We start from the raw sequence: 16,608 nt of genomic DNA, 5'->3' as shown, positions 1-16,608 counted from the left end.
GGGATGAAACGTGTGCATTCACGCTTGGGTGATGGAGGTGCGGACGGCACCCCTCCCTGCCTTCCGCCAAGGGGAGGGCTATCGCTCCCGGCGCCCGCCCGGCCTCACGTCCCGCGCGGCTTGGCCCGATGCGTGGCGGTCGCGCTCCACGGGTCGTCCGGCCACGGGTGGCGTGGGTAGCGGCCCTTCATTTCCTTCTTCACCTCGGCATAGGTGTTCTGCCAGAAGTTCTTCAGGTCGCCGGTTACCTGCAGCGGCTTGCCGCCGGGCGAAAGCAGGTGCAGCAGCAACGGCACGCGGCCATCGGCGATGCGCGGCGTGTCGGCCAGGCCGAACAGTTCCTGCAGCTTCACCGCCAGCACCGGCGGACGCGGGCTGATGCCGTCGTCGTCCAGCGCGTAGTCGATGCGGCGGTCCATGCCCGAGGGCACGCTGATGCGCACCGGGGCATGGCGGTCCACCTGTTGCCGGGTGTTCCAGTCGATGCCGGATTTCAGGGCCTCGCCCAGTTCCTCCTCGGTGAGCGCGTCCAGCCGGGTCTTGCCGTTGAAGGCCGGCAACAGCCAGTCCTCCAGCGTTTCCAGCAACGCGGCGTCGGCCAGGTCGGGCAGGGCGAGTTCGGGCATCCACGCGCGCAGGCCCATCACCCGTGCGCGCCATTGCTGCAGGTTCTCGGTCCACGGCAGCGCGTCTAGCCCCAGTTCGCGCACCGCATCGGTGAGTGCGCGCGCGGCATGCGCCGGGTCCACGCGGCCGGCCGGGCGGCTGTCCAGCACGATGCGTTCGAAGCTGCTTTCGCGGCGCGCTTCCAGCGCACGCTTGGCGGCGTTCCAGCGCACCACGTCCTGCTGCCGGAAGCGTTCGGGGAAGTCGGTGCGCAGGCGCGTTTCATCGACCGGGGCCGCACGCAGGATCAGCGCATCACGCGGGTCATGGCGCAGTTCGCTGATGACCAGCCATGGCTCGCCGCGCAGGTCGCTGTGATCGAACTGGCGCGCGCTGCGGCCATTGGCCAGCTGGTAACGAAGGGGATCGCTGGGGTGCTGCACGGCGATGCGGTCGGGGAAGGCATGGGCGAGCAGGTCGCCGAGCTCATGTGCCTCGATGTTGCCGGGTGGCGTGGCGTCGCAACGCAGGCGCCGCCGCCATTGTTTCGAAGCCGCATCGATCGCGGCCAGCGCGCTGCGGCTGGCATCGTGCGGTGCGCGGCCGGCGCGGAAGGCCGCCAGCGCACGCCAGCGGGCGGCCAGTGCATCGCCGCCCTGGCGCAACGGGTCGCGTGCTTCCAGCAATGCCGCAAGGTCGGCGGCCAGCGCTTGTTCGCGCGGGTTCCTGGCCGACAACAGCATCGCGGCCATGCGCGGATGCGTGCCGAGGCCGAGCATGCGCTTGCCCAGCGCGGTGAGGGTGTTGCCCGCGCTCAAGGCACCCAGCCGCTGCAGCAGCTCGCGCGCGGCGGCCAGTGCACCGGCCGGCGGCGGGTCGACGAAGCGCAGGTCGTCGCTGCCCCACGCGGCCAGCTCCAGTGCCAGCGCGGCCAGTTCCACCTGCGCCATCTCCGGGCGCCGCTGCGGCTCCAGCCGTTGCGATTGCGGCCACAGCCGCCACGCCCAGCCGGCGGCGACACGGCCGGCGCGGCCGGCGCGCTGGTCGGCCGAGGCCTGCGAGATGGCCACCGCATCCAGCCGCGAGAAGCCGCTGTTGGGGTCGTAGCGCGGCTCGCGCGCCAACCCGGCATCGATCACCACGCGCACGCCGGGCAGGGTGACCGACGACTCGGCGACGTTGGTGGCCAGCACCACGCGGCGGCGGCCCTCCGGATCGGGCTGCAGCACGCGTGATTGCTGTTCGATCGGCAGCTCGCCGTGCAGGGCGAGGACATCGACGTTCCGACCCGCCTCGGCAGCGGTCAATGCCGCCTGCAGCGCGGCCTGCACCCTGGCGATCTCGCGCTGCCCCGGCAGGAACACCAGCACGTCGCCGGGATGCTCGGCCAACGCCTGTTCCACCGCGCGGCGGGCCTGTGCTTCCAGCGCTTCATCGCGGCGGGCCGGGAAATGGCTGACCTCGACCGGATGGCTGCGGCCTTCGCTGGACAGGCGCGGCGCGTCAAGGAAATCGGCCAGGCGCTCGCCATCGAGCGTGGCCGACATCACCACGATGCGCAGGTCTTCGCGCAGTTGGCTTTGCACGTCCAGCGCCAGCGCCAGGCCGAGGTCGGCGGCCAGGTGGCGTTCGTGGAATTCATCGAACAGCAACGCGCCCACGCCTTCCAGCAGGGGATCGTCCTGCAGCATGCGGGTCAGGATGCCTTCGGTGACCACCTCGATGCGGGTGCGCGCGGAGACCTTGTTCTCGAAGCGGATGCGGTAGCCCACGGTTTCGCCGACCGGCTCACCGAGCTGGCGCGCCATGAACAGCGCGGCGCTGCGCGCGGCCACGCGGCGTGGTTCGAGCATGATGATCCTGCGGCCGGCCAGCCATGGCGCGTCCAGCAGCGCCAGCGGCACCTGGGTGGTCTTGCCGGCGCCGGGCGGGGCTTCCAGCACCAGCCGCGGCCGGGTGGCCAGCTGCTGGAGGATCTGCGGAAGCAGGGGGGAAATGGGGAATTCGGATGCCATGCGTGCATTGTAGAAGGCTGGTGGTGCGGGACCATGCGGCCAGCGGTGCCGGAAGACTTACCCCTCCCCAGCCCTCCCCTACTACGCAAGGGAGAGGGCGGTCTTTCGCACCTGGACAGATCGCCGCAGGCAGCGCTTGGCCCCCTCCCTTCCGCGTAGCGAAGGGGAGGGCTGGGGAGGTGTAATCCGCACGCCGCTAGCGCTCCCGGCACAACGACTACAATGGCCGCCTTCACTGCTTTTCGGTTCCCGCTCCATGCAACTGATCGACATCGGCGCCAACCTCACCCACGACTCCTTCGAACGCGACCTGGACGCGGTGCTGGAGCGCGCCCGCGCCGCCGGCGTGGTGCAGATGGTGGTCACCGGCGCCAGCCGCGAGCATTCACCGCAGGCACTGGAACTGGCGCGACGCCACCCCGGCTTCCTGTACGCCACCGCCGGCGTGCACCCGCACCATGCCAGTGAGTACACCGATGAGTGCGATGCGGAGATGCGCGCGCTGCACGTGCACCCGGAAGTGGTGGCGGTGGGCGAATGCGGGCTGGACTACAACCGCGATTTCTCGCCGCGCCCGGCGCAGCGCAAGGCCTTCGAACGCCAGTTGCAGATCGCCGTGGACACCGCCAAGCCGCTGTTCCTGCACCAGCGTGACGCCCACGATGACTTCATCGCGATGATGAAGAACTTCGATGGCCAGCTTGGTCCGGCGGTGGTGCACTGTTTCACCGCCGAGCGCGGCGAGCTGTTCGATTACCTGGACCGCGACTACTACATCGGCATCACCGGTTGGCTGTGCGATGAACGTCGCGGCGCGCACCTGCGCGAGCTGGTCAAGCACATCCCGGCCGAGCGGCTGATGATCGAGACCGACGCGCCCTACCTGCTGCCGCGCACGCTCAAGCCGATGCCCAAGGACCGCCGCAACGAGCCGGCGTTCCTGTCGCATATCGTCCAGGAGCTGGCGCGCGACCGTGGCGAGGACGTGGCCGTCACCGCGGCCAACGCCACCGCGGCCACGCGCGCGTTCTTCCGCCTGCCGGGCTGAGCACGCGGCTCAATCGCCGCGCTGCGCCTGGTAGACCTGCAGGTGGCAGTAGGCGGCCTGCAGCAGCGGGGCGGCCTGCCCGGCGGCGCACGCGCGGTCGAGCATGTCGCCGACGATGTGCGCCGCTTCCACGCGCTGGCCGGCTTCCAGGTCGCGCAGCATCGAGGCCTTGATCGGCGAGCCGGCCTTGGTCACCGCCCCCAGCGCGATCTGCTGGGCGACCGACGGGATTGGCTGGTCGGCGTGCGCGGCCACCGCCAGGCATTCGGCGTACAGCGCCTGCATCAATGCGGTGCCGTGGTCGGTGGCGACGATGCTACCGACGTCCCCACGCATCAGGCAGGTGCCGGCCGCCAGCGTGGCCAGGAAGGTGTACTTCACCCATTGCTCGCGTGCGATGTCCTCGGAGGCGACATGGTCGATGCCGGCCTGGGCGCAGGCCGCGGCCAATGCCGCGACGCGTGTGCTGGCGGCACCGCCATCACGCTCGCCGAAGGTCAGCTTGGCCGGCTTGTCCAGGTGCAGCACTGCGCCGTCCCCGGCCTTGGTCGCGCTGATGAAGCACAACCCGCCCAGCACCTGGTCGCGGCCGAAGCGCGCGTCCAGCGCCGCGTAGTGGCGCAGGCCATTGAGGATCGGCAGCACCGTGGTCGGCGAGCCTACCGCCGGCGCGATGGCATCGATCGAGCTGTCCAGGTCGTAGGCCTTGCAGCTCAGGATGACCAGGTCGAAGGGGCGCTGTCGGGCCAGTTCCGGCAGCGCCTCGGCGGTGACGTGCGCGACCGGGAACGCCGCATCACCCAACGGGCTGCGGATCACCAGGCCATCGCGGTCGAGCTGCGCGGCGCGGTTGGCCCGCACCAGGAAGGTGACATCAACGCCGGCCTGCGCCAGGCGGCCGCCGAAGTAACCGCCGGTGCCACCGGCGCCAAGGATCAGGATACGCATCTGCGGGAAACACCGTTCAAACCAGGGGAGTGGGCCCCATCATAGTGAGTCGGCAGGCGCGTGGGCCGGTGGTGGCCTCAGTCGGTCATGCCCTTGGGGACGTGCAATGTCGTGGGCTTGGCGAACGCCGCTGCGTCGAGCGGTTCGTAATCCACCCGCGAGGCACGGAAGCTGCGGCTGTCCTGACGGCTTCCGTGGGTGCCGCGGTAGGCCAGCAGCAGCCCGGTCTCGCTGTCTATCCACAAGGTGCCACGGGTGGTGCCGTCGGGCCCATGGCGGGCGTGGTCATAGTTCACGCCCTTGGCCAGGCGCCCGGCGATGAACTGGCCCTGTGCCGGTGTGCAACGGCCTTGCACGTTGTCGCAGGGCCGTTGCACGTCATACCAGTACGGGCCGCTGGCGTCATTGGCCGGGATCATGTAACGCCCCTGCACGCTGATCCACCATGCACGCGGTTCGTCGTTGCGCTTGAGCAGGTAGACGTCCGAACCGCCGGTATCGAAATGGAAGTCGGCGCGCATGCCTTCGGCGGCGGTGCGCAGGGTCAGCCGGATCGGCTTGTCGGTGCCGCGGGGCGCCAGGTTGCCGTAGCCCTCGACGGTCGCCTCGATGCGTGCCTGCATGCCTTGCGGCTGTGCCTGCGCGATACCGGCCGCGGACACGGCCAGCAGTGCCGTCCACACGGCGCGACGATCAACGCGCAAGGCGGCTGCTGTCATAGATGGGCGTCTGCATGCGGACCACGGCGTAGGACTCGATCGGCAGGCGGCGGTGGCCGCTGACCGGTTCCTCGATCAGCATCGAGGCCGGGTGGTAACTCTCGCCTTCGGTCAGCAGCGAGGAGAGGCCGGCGATGACACGGTCGGCGAACGGCACGATCAGTGGCAGCTTGTAGGTCACCCTGATCTTGAGCAGGTTGGCATCCTGCACGTTGACCTGGCTGCCGCCCACGCGGTTGTCGCGGAACGCCAGGCTGTCGTTGGGTAGCGCGTAGCGGCCGTCGTACTGTCGCTCGCGGAATTCGTTGAAGGCCGCGCGGGTCGGCGCGATGACCTCGATGTCGGCGAACAGGCGGGTCTCCAGCTCGGCGCTGGCGCGGGCGCGGGCGACACCCGCTGCGTCCGGTGAGGTGGCCAGCAGCGGGGTCAGGCCGAAGGCCAGGGCGTTGCGCATCTTGGCATGGTCCACGCCGTTCACGGCTCCGGCACGCGCGGCCTGGAAGGCGGCGTAATCCAGGGTGGTCTTGGCGCGGTAGATCAGCACCAGCTGGAAGGTCACCAGGATCAGGAACAGGAATGCCGGCACGACGATGCAGAACTCGACCAGCGATTGCCCGGACTGGCGGCGGGGTGGGGTGCGCAGGGGTTTCATTGCAGGCCTCCATCGGCCGCGGGGACCGGGGCAGCGTCGGGAACGGGGTGCCAATGCAGTTGCTCGCCCACGCGCAGCGAGAACGCGGCAAGCGTACCGGCGGGCAGTTCCAGTGTGCTGCGCGCGCCGCGTTGCGAGGCCGCGCGCCAGGGCGCCACGGACTCGCGCCAACCCAGCACCTGGCCGTCACGGGACAGGAACAGCAGGTCCAACGGGTAGCGCATGCCCAGCGTGTGCACGCTGGCGCAGGGTTCGATCAACAGGCCTTGGCCCTTGCGCAGGCGCGGCAGCACCAGCAGGCCGAACAGGCGCCGGTACCAGGCACGTGCGTGCAGCACCTGCGGTACCAGGCAATCCGTGCCGCGATACAGGGCCAGGGTCTTCACAGGATCCCCTGCTGTTTCATCTGCAGGTAGATGAAGTACGCCAGCACCACGAAGATCAGCGGGAAGAAGAACATCACCAGGGGCAGCATCATCTTCACCGGTGCTTCCAGCGCGAGCTTCTCGGCGCGCAGGAAGCGCTCTTCGCGGCGCTGGTTGGCCTGTGCGCGCAGGGTGTCGCTGAGGTTGGCGCCGACCTTGTCGGCCTGGATCAGCGAGCTGGTGAAGCTGGTGACCTGCGAGATGTCCATGCGGTCGGCCATGCGCCGCAGCGACTCGGCACGCGGCAGACCGGCACGCATGTCGCGCAGCATGCGCGAGAATTCCTGCGACAGCGGGCCGGGCGGACCACGCTGCACCGACTGCTCGATCGAGCCGGAGATGTTCAGGCCGGCCTCCACGCCCATGGTGATGAAGTCCAGGAACACCGGCAGGTCGCGCACCACATACTTGGTACGGACCTTGCGGCGCTCGCCCAGCCACAGCGTGGGATACATCCAGCCCAGCGGCAGGCCGAACAGCAGGCAGAAGAACAGCGCGCCAACGCTGGCCTTGCCCAGCAGCACCACCACCAGCCCAAGGAACAGCGCCACCGCGCCGGCCGAGACGATGCGCGTGCCATACAGCTCTTCGGGCGTGAGCACGAAGTCCTGGCCGGCGGAGGTCAGGGCGCGGTGCGCGCGTTCGAGCTGGGCGGCCTTCAACCGCGGGCCGACCGCATGGGTGGCGGCGACCACCACCGGCCACAACAGCTGCAGCATGCGTGGCAACGGATCCTGGTAGTCACGGTCGCTCTGCGGCACCTGCTGCAGCATGCCGCGCACGGCGAACATCACCAGCACCACCGCACCGATGGCCATCACCGCAACAAGGATGATCATCCAACTCATATGTCGATCGTCATGATTTTCCGGCACATGCGATACCCCAGGTACTCCAGCACGCAGATCAGGGCGATCACGCACCAGCCCTGCCAGGTGTGGAACATCGGGTTCATCGTTTCCGGATAGAACAGCACCAGAAAGCCCACCAGGCCGGCCGGCAGCATCGCCATCACGATGCCCTGCAGGCGGCCCTGCGCGGTGAGCGCCTTGACCTTGCCTTCCATCATCAACTTGCGGCGCAGCGTCTCGGCCAGCGTGGCCAGCGTCTCGGCCAGGTTGCCGCCGACCTCGCGCGAGATGGTCACCGCGGCGACGAACAGCTTGGCGTCATCGATCGGCACGCGCTCGGCGAAGTGCTCCAGCGCCTCCTCGGTGCGCACGCCCATGTGCTGCTCGCGCAGGATCAGCGACAGCTCCTGTGCCAGCGGCGGTTGTCCGTCCTGGGCGAGGGTTTCCAGCGCGGGGTTGAAGCCCACGCCGGCGCGCAGGCTGCTGGCCAGCATCAGCAGGCCATCGGGCAGCTGTGCCTGGATGCGGTCCAGCCGGCGCTGCTTGAGCCACAGGTAGATCTTGCGCGGCAGGATGGCCAGCAACAGCAGCACCACGATCGGCAGCAGCAGGTTGCCGGTGACCAGCCACAGCAGCAACGGCAGGATCGCCAGCAACAACGCGTTGCCGGCGAACAATGCCTTCGGGTCGACGAACAGGAACATGTCGGCCAGGTTGAGCCTGGCCTGGTTCATGAAGTTCTCGCGATAGCGCTCCATGAACCCGGCGCTGCTGCTGGCCAGGTACATGCCGGCCAGCGCGAAGCTGCCGAAGGCAAGCAGCGCGATCAGCCAGATCTCGCTCATCCCGGCGCTCCCGTGCGGAAGATGCCCAGGTCGATGTTGACGCCGCGCTCGGCCAGGGTCTCGTAGAACTCCGGCACCGCGCCGGTCGCGCGGAACTCGCCGACCACCTTGCCATCACGTCCGTGGTAGGAGCGCGGGCTGAACAGGAAGATGTCCTGCAGCTGGATGGTGCCACTCTCGATGCCGGTGACCTCGGAGATGTGGCTGACCTTGCGCGAGCCGCAGGGGTAGCGCTTCTGGTGGACGATCAGGTCCACCGCCGAGGCGATCTGCTCGCGCACCACCGTCATCGGCAATTCCATGCCGGACATCATCACCATCACTTCCAGGCGCGACAGCGTCTCGCGCGGGTTGTTGGCGTGGGCGGTGGTCAGCGAGCCTTCGTGGCCGGTGTTCATCGCCTGCAGCATGTCCAGCGCCTCACCGCCACGGCACTCGCCGACCACGATGCGGTCCGGGCGCATGCGCAGTGCGTTCTTGACCAGGTCGCGGATGGTGATCTGGCCCTTGCCTTCCATGTTCGGCGGGCGCGCTTCCAGCGCCACCAGGTTGGGTTGGGAGAGCTTGAGTTCGGCGGCGTCCTCGATGGTGACCACGCGGTCATCGTCGGGGATGAAGTTGGACAGGATGTTGAGCAGCGTGGTCTTGCCCGAGCCGGTACCGCCACTGACCACGATGTTGCGGCGTTCCTTCACCGCCATGATCAGGAACTCGAGCATCTGCGGGTTCAGCGAGCCGAACTTGAGCAGGTCCTCGCCGTGCAGCTTGCGCTTGGAGAACTTTCGGATGCTGATGCTGGGCCCGCGCAGCGCGACCGGCGGGATCACCGCGTTGACGCGCGAACCGTCCTTCAGGCGTGCGTCCACCAGCGGCGAGCTTTCGTCGATGCGGCGGCCCAGCGGGGTGACGATGCGTTCGATCGCCGACAGGACCGCGCGGTCGTTGGTGAAATTGACCGTGGACTGCTCGATCCGGCCGGCGCGCTCGATGAAGATCTGGTCGTGTGCATTGACCATGATTTCGGTGACGCTGTTGTCGTCCAGCAGGTCTTCCAGCGGGCCCAGGCCAATTGCCTCGTCCAGCACTTCCTTGGCCAGGCGGCGTCGGTTGACGGTCTTGGGAAGGTCGCTGAACTCCTTCTCCATGACACTCTCGATCAGCTTGATGGTGGTCGAGCGCAGCACGTCATCGGTCATGCCGCGCACGTCGACGCGGCGCAGGTCCATCTGCTTGACCAGCGCGGCATGCACGCGCGCACGCCACACCGTGTTCTCCACGGCAAGTTCGGAAGGCTTTGCCAGGGATTGCGAGGGTTCCCGGGGCGCATCGTCGGGGTCATTGGCCGGCGCCGGCGCCGAAGTGGCCTGCACCACCGCCACCGGTTCGACCGGCCTGGCTTCCGGCGGGTCCTCGTCGATCACCTGCAGGCGGTAGTCGCCGATCTCCACGCTGTCGTTGCTGCTCAGCGGACCGTGCGAGTCCTTCACGTCCTGGCCGTTGACGCGGATCGCCGCGCGTGCGCCCAGCGACTGGATGAAGATGCCGGCCTCCTCGCGCTTCAGGGCGGCGTGCTGCTGGGCGATGCTCCAGCCCTGCAGGATGATCAGGTTGCCGTCGCCACGGCCGATGCTGCACTCGCGGTGCATGCAGCGGACACGGCGTTCTTCGCGGTTGGAGGTGGTGATCAATACGTTGAACATGCTGATTCCTACTGCACGAACTCTTTGTTGCGGCGGGACATGGCTTCCTTGCCGCGCTCCTGGATGCTGTTGCCACGTTCCAGTGCGTCGATGTTCTCCTGCGATTCCGGGCTGATCACGCGCGGGGTGACGAACATCACCAGCTCGGTGCGGTTGCCGCGGAAGCCGTCGGAGCGGAACAGCTTGCCCAGGATCGGGATGTCACCCAGGATCGGGAACTTCTCCGCGCTCTTGGCGGCGCTGCTGTCCACCAGCCCGGACACGACGATGGTTTCACCGGCGCGCACGTTGATCTCCGAGGAGGTACGGCGGGTGGTGAAGCCCGGGACGCCCTGCACCATCACGCTGGGATCGATGCGGCTGACCTCGGCCATGAAGGTGGTGGAGATCTCGTCGTTGGAGTTGACCACCGGCTCGATGTCCAGCTTGATGCCGTACTCCTTGAAGTCCACCGTCACCTGGCCGAAGCCCTGCGGAATCGGAATCGGTACCTCGCCGCCGACCAGGAACTTGGCCGAGCCGCCGCTGCGGGCGCTCAGCTGTGGCGAGGCCAGCATGAACGCCTTGCCCTTGTTCATCAGCAGGTTGATGCTGGAACCGATGGTGGTGGCGATGCCGAAGAACGCCTGGGTACCGCGCACGGCGGTGGGTAGCGCCGGCTGCAGGTTCTCGAACGGCGAACCGTCCGGCAGCACGCGGTAGTAGTCGTTGGTGGTGAAATCCTTCAGCAGCCCGCCGGATGGGCCACGGATGACGTTGTCCCACTTGATGCCAAGCTCCTCCAATGCGTTGGAGTCGAACTCCATGATCTTCACGTCCATCAACACCATCGGTCGCATGCCGACCGGGTCGGAGGAGGTGAAGTCCAGCAGCTGCGGGTAGATCTCCTTCAGGCTGGCGATGCGCGCGGCGATGCCCGGATGCACGTCCTGGCCGGTGACCACGACGCGGTCGGAGATGGTATGCACGGTGATGTTGCCGGCATCGGCAAGCAAGGTGCGCACGGTGTCGGCCAGGCCTTCGGCGTCACTCTCGCCGACGGTGACCGGTACCTCGATCTGGCTGCCGTCCTGCATCCACAGGTGGATGGTGCTGTCGCCGGTCTTGTTGCCGATCACCACCAGCTCATTGCGGCCGATGTTGGTGACCTGCAGCATTTCACCGTTGCCCACCGCCACACGCTTGAGCGCGCGCGGCAGGCGGTACACCGCAGCTTGGCCGACGTACAGGCGGGCACGCTCGGGCAGCGGCACCGTCTGGCGACTGCCGGCGGGACGGCTGTAGGCGGCATTGGCCACCGGTGCCGGGAACTGGTGGCCCGGAACCAGCGAGCCGGCGCCTGCATTGGATGCCGGTGCCGCCGGCGTGGCCGCGGCGGGTTGCACCAGGATCGGCATCTGCTGCGGTGCCTGCGGTGCGCTGGGGGTGGATCCGGACATCATGTCCACCTGCTGCGCGCCGACGGCGCAGGGCAGGGATATGGCGATGAATGCGCCCAGCATTGAAAAACGTGAGATGCGAGTACGCATGCTTCAGCCCTTGCCTCCGATGATGAAATGAACGCCGCTGCCCTGCGAACCGCTGGACTCTTTGCCTTTCTGCAACAGTTGTTTCTGGGTCAGGCCACCGAGGCCGAATGACTCGGAGTCCTCGTTGTGGCGCAGCATCACCCGCAAGCCGCCGGCCTTGCCCGCCACGGTCAGGCGCTCGGCTTCGCGGGGGGCCAGTTCCAGGGTGATGTTGGAGTAGCCGGGATTTTCCTCATCGACGGGTTGCTCGCCGATGCGGGTACCGGTGGCCAGCACGTTGATGTTCTCCAGCAGCGGCAGCACGCGCGCGCCGCCGCCTTCCTCGTCCACGGTCAACAGGATGTCGACATGGTCACCGGGGGCGACCATGCCGGAGATGGAATTGGTTTCGTCCACCGACATCGTGTAAGCCACGTTGCCGCTCTTGATGACCGAGGAGAACTGGTCGTACAGCGGCACCAGGGCAGCCCCCGGGACCGGTGCGCCCTTGGCAAGCGGCGAGCGCAGCACACGACCGACATACTGGTCATAGTTGTCCGGCGTGATCGCGTCGGCGGGTACCAGATCAACCGGGACCGGCCGCGCGGCGAGGTCATCGGAGGTGATCTGCATGCCCTGCTCGAGGTTCTGCTTGGGGACCGCGACGACAACCGTCTCGCCATCGTCGCGGGTCCGCTCGGCGACGGTCTTCTGCACGTAGTTCACCGCCAGCAGCGCGGCCAGGCCGCCCAGTACCAGTGCGACCAGGATGAAGACGAGGTTGCGGTTCGGCTTGATGTTGATCTTCTTCATACCCATCCGAGCGATAGTGCGTAGACGAAGCTCGAATAGGCCTTGCGCAGGGCCTGGACGAGTTCGAGGATGATGTTGGGCTCGGCGACCAGGACGATGATCCCGAGCACGGTGACGATGGTGTACTCAATGAGGGCGGCCCCGCGTTGGGCGCGCCGGCTTGGCGGTGTTGGCTGTCTCATGGCCGCGCTATCTCGATATCTGGTTGACCACCATGTCGGTGGTTTCGCCGTTGCGATTGAAGGTGAGGGTCATCTGCTCCTTGCCGTTGCTGTAACTGGCGGTGCAGCTCAACGCCATCATCGGGCAGGGCTTTGCATCCTGGCTGCGCCAGCCGCGTTCGGGCAGGCGTGACTTGTAGAACCCGTCTGCCTGGAACGGCGACATGCGCACGTTCATGGTCAGCGTGCGTCCGGGGTTGTCGAGGTAGACGGTATCGGTCACCACCTGGGTGCCGGAGGGCTTGAGGAAGTCGGCGCCGGGCTCGGCCCGGGGCGTTTCCTTCAGCACTTCGACGATGCCGATCTGGCCTTCGCTGCCGGCCGCACCGCCGCTGATCTCGATAGTGAAGAAGTGCTTGTTGGTGCCGTGCGCGACGATCTTCTTGCTGCCCAGATCGGTGACGGTCACCTGCCCGGGCCACAGCTGCTCGTAGTAGCGCACCAGCTGCGCCGGGGGCAGCTGGCTCTGGAAACGTGCCGCGCGCATCGGTACGCCGTTGTGGATCATGTGCCGCGAGACCCATTCGCCCTGGCTGTCATCGGGCAGGGGCAGCTCCGGCCAGCTGGACGCCATCGCCGGCATGCTGGCCGCCAGGCCCAGGGCAAGCACGCACAGGACATCACGGACGTGGCGCATAACGCTCCAGCTTGTCCATCGGCACCACATCCGGCTCGATGTAGCCCGGCTTCAGGTCACCCAGCACCCCGAACAGGGGCAGTGACGACACGCCCTGCAGCATCTTCGCGCCGTCCTCCAGGTTGCTGGTCGGCACCATGTTGCGGATCTGTGCCTTCACCGAGCGCGGATTGTTGCCGCTGATCCCTGCTCCAGCGGCATTCCACGGATCGGCCAGCAGTGCGCTGGTGGTCTGCATGCGCAGGCCGATCGTGTCGAACGGCTCCAGGTAAGCGGCGGCACTGCCGTCGGCGGTGCGCAGGTCGCGGATGCGCATGTCCATGCTGGCCGTGATCAGGCCACGCTCGTTGGGCGGGAACGGCCCCGGCAGTTTGGAGATCAAGCCGCTCAGCCTGCCCATGATTCCGGGCTCGCGGTCATTGCGGTATGCGCCAAGCGTGATGTCGCTACGCTGCAGCAGCGGCTGGTTGGAGAACGTGTTGAGCAGCGGGTCGTCCAGGCGCTCGGCGGTGCTGGCCGGCACGTTGCTGATGATCCTGCTGTCGGCGGCGCCGAAGTGGCGCGCGATCAGCTGCGGGCGCACCTGCGCGTTGCTTGGTACCGCGTAGGAGCGCGAGGCGGTCGCTTCCCAGGCGGCCGCACGCGTGGCCTGCTGCGCCTGCTGGCGGATGTGGACGTACTTGCCCAGGGTCGGAATCAGCAGGAACAGCGGCACCAGCACCAGGCACAGGACTGCCATTTCAACCATGCTCTGGCCACGCTGCAGGCGGGGCGTGTTCATTGGCGCTTCTCCGTGGCGGCGGTGGGCGCGGCGAACGCCTGGCCGACAGTGAATACCTGCGTGGTCACCCGGTAGCCGTTGCCATTGCCGGGCTCGGCTTCCAGCACGATGTTGTCGGGCGAGGAACGGTGGTCATCGCCGCGCGAGGCGCCGAATCCCCACGCGCGGCCGCCGGACCACACGCACAGGCGCGCCTGGTCCGGCGTGGTCCATTCGTCGCAGGGTTGGCCCGCCACCTGTCTGGCGGCAGGGCCCTGGAAACCTGCCGGTGCACGATCATCCTCGGGGACCAGCGCAAAGCGCTGCAACGCGTCGGTGCTTTCCACCGGTTGCTCCTCGCGTGCACCGGTGGCCAGGTCCTGTTCGACGAATGTGGTGGCGCTGCTGCTGGAGAACGTGCCCTCCAGTTCCAGCTTGAACTGGCACAGGGCGTCGGGGGACTCCTGTCCGGCATCCCAACTGCGCGTCTGCAGGGTTTCGCTCTTGCCGTCCAGCCACATCTCGTAGCGGGTCACGCCGACCAGCGCCACCTCGGTGTCGCTCAGACGACGGGTGGGGATGCCACCAGCCTCGCAGGCACGCACGGCTTCCAGGTAGGCGGCGCGTCGACCGTTCTGGCCATCGGTGAGCAGTTCGGCCGTCTGGTCCAGGTGGATCGGCGGCATGTTCTTGACCGCGCCCGGTTCGCCGCTGCCACTGGCGTCGCTGTTGCAGGCAACCAGCAGCGCAGCGGCGGCAACCAGCAGGGGGCAGCGAAGGCGCTGCAGGGAGGACGTATGGATCATAGGCGGGTGATTCCGAGCAGCACTTCCACCGAGTCCGGTGTGTCGATCAGGCGAGCCTGCCAGTACGGACTGAACAGGTTGCCCACTTCCAAGCGGTTGTCGCCGCGCTTGAACAGCGCGTAGTTCGGCGGGCGGTTGAAGTACACCTGGCCGGAGGCATAGGCCGAGATCTTGCCGCCGGCGGCCTTGTCTTCCATCGCCATCGGCGAACCAGCCGGGCCACCGATACCATCGATCGCGGCGCTGGTGCGTGCCTTGGCGACATCGGTCTCCACATGCACGGTGAAGATCGGGCCGGTGTTCTTGGCCGGGTCGGCGCGGCTACCCGGCTCGGTATAGGGGCGCAGCCCCTGGCCGGACTTCACGTCGTCATAGTCACGCAGGCCCTGGTAACCGGTGAAGTACGCATCACGCTTCTTGCCATTGTCCAGGCTGACGTTCGGGTCACTGTCGACCATGCTGCTGGCAGCACGGTTCTCGCCGCGGATGTTGCCGTAAGGGCGATAGCGTCGGTTGTTGTTGAATTCCGATACCCAGCCACTGCCGTTGGCGAAGCCGGGCATGAAGCGCTGCTGCTGGTAACGCTGGACCGCTTGCGCACCGCCCCAGCCCAGCGGAATGTTGATGTCCTTCAACGGCCACGGCAGGTTCACTTCCAGGCCCATGGCATCGGCGGCCACCCAACGGTCGTAGTCGACCATGTCGGTGCCGCCGGACTGATTGAACTTGATCAGGAACAGGTTCAGGTCATGATCGCTGCGGCTCCACGAGAACGGGTCGCGCGATTGCATCACCACGTTGCGGAAGCGATCGGCCCCTCTGCGATCCTGTGCCGAGCCGCCAGCGCCGCCGCCGCGCGAACGCGGAATACGGTAGCTCTGCAGGAAGTTGTTGTTGGCGGTGAACAACTGCGAGGTCAGCACGCCAGCGCCCACCGCGCTTAGCGCGGCATCGGCGGAATTTCGTTTGACGATGTCGCGGGCGACCAGTATTCCATCGACGCGGCCCACGGCCTCCAGGATTGAACGTGAGGCAGTGGCCAATGTGCCGTTGAGCGCATCCAGCGCGGTCACCGTGACCTGGGCCAGGCCGTGATAGGCGCGCCGGATGCCCTTGAGGGTCTGTCCGATGGCCTTGAATATGCTTGAAAGCGCCTGGAATATCGGCCCGACATAGGGAATCTTGGCCAGTACGCTCATCACCTTTTCCAGCACGATGGTCGTGGTGTGGAACTGGTTCATCCACGAGTACAGGCCGATCACCTGCGCAACGGCGACTTCATTGGCCACGCGCGCGCGGTTGGAATAGGCGGCGAAGTTCAGTGCCCGTGCCTGCTGCACGGCAACGCTGTAGGCAGCCGCATCGGCGGCATTGACCAGCTCGACCTTCTTGTTGACCGTCTGTCCGGTATCGAACAGCACGATCACGCCGACACATAGCACCAGCAGCATCACCAGACCGAGCACCATTGCCTGCCCGGCCATGGTGCGTCGCTGGCTCAATGAGGGAATCCTGCGGGTACAGAAGGCTTGTGCTCTGGCACGAGGGCTCATGAGGTTTCACCGGGCATGGCTCGCCCGTTGGCGCCCACGCGTGGGCACCAAGGCGAGTAACAACGACGGAAAGCGCCACGCGCAGCGGGGGCTGCGCGTGACGTCAGGACAGGCTCGGCTTACTTGTTGGAGTAAGCGTCCATGCCCTTGTCTTTGTCGGCTTCCTCTTGTGCCTGGTTGGAGACGTTCTTGGCACGATTGATCGACTGCGTTGCGCTCTGGCCGGAGAGTTCCTTGGCCATACCGGCAACCTGGCTGCGCGCGGTTCCACCGAAGTAGGTGAAGGCGGCGATGGCGGCGATGGCCACCAGTGCGGTGATGATGATGTACTCGGTCATGCCCTGACCGCGCTGCTTTTTGAAACCAAACTTACGGGGCGTGTGACGCATGGCTTTCTCCTAGTTTTTTTTGGCAATGCAGTGCATTGGATGCACTGCTGCGCCGTCCTGTTACTTCGGAATTCAAGTCAATGACACCAGTCGCTGATGACGCCCCCTGAAC

17 protein-coding genes are annotated in these 16,608 nt (G+C 67.1%); 1 reads left to right on the top strand and 16 read right to left on the bottom strand.

The annotated features are described in order from the left end of the window. Positions 1-104: 104 nt before the first annotated feature. Positions 105-2,621 carry an ATP-dependent helicase HrpB gene (gene hrpB, locus ACIPR8_RS09790; protein ID WP_446540893.1) on the bottom strand — a complete coding sequence of 839 codons (2,517 nt, stop codon included), beginning with the start codon at positions 2,619-2,621 and terminating at the stop codon, positions 105-107. Positions 2,622-2,877: 256 nt separating this feature from the next. On the opposite strand from hrpB, the gene ACIPR8_RS09785 reads away from it, so the two are divergent. Then, entirely contained in the window at positions 2,878-3,669 is a 792-nt protein-coding gene (locus tag ACIPR8_RS09785; protein ID WP_192287056.1) for a TatD family hydrolase, read from the top strand. A gap of 9 nt (positions 3,670-3,678) precedes the next feature. On the opposite strand, the gene panE is transcribed toward ACIPR8_RS09785, so the two are convergent. From panE to ACIPR8_RS09710, 15 genes are all read right to left on the bottom strand, one after another. After that, entirely contained in the window at positions 3,679-4,617 is a 939-nt protein-coding gene (gene panE / locus ACIPR8_RS09780; RefSeq protein WP_446540892.1) for a 2-dehydropantoate 2-reductase, read from the bottom strand. A gap of 77 nt (positions 4,618-4,694) precedes the next feature. After that, positions 4,695-5,321 carry a hypothetical protein gene (locus tag ACIPR8_RS09775; protein WP_446540891.1) on the bottom strand — a complete coding sequence of 209 codons (627 nt, stop codon included), beginning with the start codon at positions 5,319-5,321 and terminating at the stop codon, positions 4,695-4,697. Next, positions 5,311-5,988 carry a TadE/TadG family type IV pilus assembly protein gene (locus tag ACIPR8_RS09770; RefSeq protein ID WP_192287053.1) on the bottom strand — a complete coding sequence of 226 codons (678 nt, stop codon included), beginning with the start codon at positions 5,986-5,988 and terminating at the stop codon, positions 5,311-5,313. Before ACIPR8_RS09770 ends, ACIPR8_RS09775 begins: the two co-directional genes overlap by 11 nt. Then, positions 5,985-6,374, bottom strand: a complete 390-nt coding sequence (locus tag ACIPR8_RS09765; protein ID WP_192287052.1) for a DUF192 domain-containing protein — start codon at positions 6,372-6,374, stop codon at positions 5,985-5,987. The genes ACIPR8_RS09770 and ACIPR8_RS09765 overlap by 4 nt, the downstream gene beginning before the upstream one ends. After that, positions 6,371-7,261 (bottom strand): type II secretion system F family protein, encoded by an 891-nt coding sequence (locus ACIPR8_RS09760; RefSeq protein WP_192287051.1) that lies wholly within the window; start codon positions 7,259-7,261, stop codon positions 6,371-6,373. Before ACIPR8_RS09760 ends, ACIPR8_RS09765 begins: the two co-directional genes overlap by 4 nt. Further along, positions 7,258-8,109 carry a type II secretion system F family protein gene (locus ACIPR8_RS09755; RefSeq protein WP_192287050.1) on the bottom strand — a complete coding sequence of 284 codons (852 nt, stop codon included), beginning with the start codon at positions 8,107-8,109 and terminating at the stop codon, positions 7,258-7,260. The genes ACIPR8_RS09760 and ACIPR8_RS09755 overlap by 4 nt, the downstream gene beginning before the upstream one ends. Next, positions 8,106-9,809, bottom strand: coding sequence for an ATPase, T2SS/T4P/T4SS family (locus ACIPR8_RS09750; RefSeq protein ID WP_192287049.1), 1,704 nt, complete (start codon positions 9,807-9,809; stop codon positions 8,106-8,108). The genes ACIPR8_RS09755 and ACIPR8_RS09750 overlap by 4 nt, the downstream gene beginning before the upstream one ends. A gap of 8 nt (positions 9,810-9,817) precedes the next feature. Next, on the bottom strand, positions 9,818-11,248 hold the full coding sequence (locus ACIPR8_RS09745) for a type II and III secretion system protein family protein (protein ID WP_225591635.1): 1,431 nt from the start codon (positions 11,246-11,248) through the stop codon (positions 9,818-9,820). A 93-nt stretch (positions 11,249-11,341) separates the two neighbouring features. Further along, on the bottom strand, positions 11,342-12,130 hold the full coding sequence (gene cpaB, locus ACIPR8_RS09740; RefSeq protein ID WP_192287047.1) for a Flp pilus assembly protein CpaB: 789 nt from the start codon (positions 12,128-12,130) through the stop codon (positions 11,342-11,344). Further along, a complete protein-coding gene (locus tag ACIPR8_RS09735) occupies positions 12,127-12,312 on the bottom strand; it encodes a hypothetical protein (RefSeq protein WP_192287046.1) in 186 nt (61 codons plus the stop codon). The genes cpaB and ACIPR8_RS09735 overlap by 4 nt, the downstream gene beginning before the upstream one ends. Positions 12,313-12,319: 7 nt before the next feature. Continuing rightward, complete coding sequence (locus ACIPR8_RS09730; RefSeq protein WP_446540890.1) at positions 12,320-12,988, bottom strand: hypothetical protein; 669 nt, start codon at positions 12,986-12,988, stop codon at positions 12,320-12,322. Continuing rightward, positions 12,972-13,769, bottom strand: coding sequence for a TadE/TadG family type IV pilus assembly protein (locus ACIPR8_RS09725; RefSeq protein ID WP_323437768.1), 798 nt, complete (start codon positions 13,767-13,769; stop codon positions 12,972-12,974). The genes ACIPR8_RS09730 and ACIPR8_RS09725 overlap by 17 nt, the downstream gene beginning before the upstream one ends. Further along, a complete protein-coding gene (locus ACIPR8_RS09720) occupies positions 13,766-14,554 on the bottom strand; it encodes a hypothetical protein (RefSeq protein ID WP_192287043.1) in 789 nt (262 codons plus the stop codon). Before ACIPR8_RS09720 ends, ACIPR8_RS09725 begins: the two co-directional genes overlap by 4 nt. Continuing rightward, on the bottom strand, positions 14,551-16,056 hold the full coding sequence (locus ACIPR8_RS09715) for a pilus assembly protein TadG-related protein (RefSeq protein WP_225591634.1): 1,506 nt from the start codon (positions 16,054-16,056) through the stop codon (positions 14,551-14,553). The genes ACIPR8_RS09720 and ACIPR8_RS09715 overlap by 4 nt, the downstream gene beginning before the upstream one ends. A 170-nt stretch (positions 16,057-16,226) precedes the next feature. After that, a complete protein-coding gene (locus ACIPR8_RS09710; RefSeq protein WP_192287042.1) occupies positions 16,227-16,496 on the bottom strand; it encodes a pilus assembly protein in 270 nt (89 codons plus the stop codon). Between the last annotated feature and the right edge of the window lie 112 nt (positions 16,497-16,608).

This window comes from Stenotrophomonas sp. LARHCG68 (assembly GCF_052871705.1).
The sequence above is the reverse complement of the archived record's forward strand: the minus strand, read 5'-3'. Positions and strand labels throughout refer to the sequence as shown.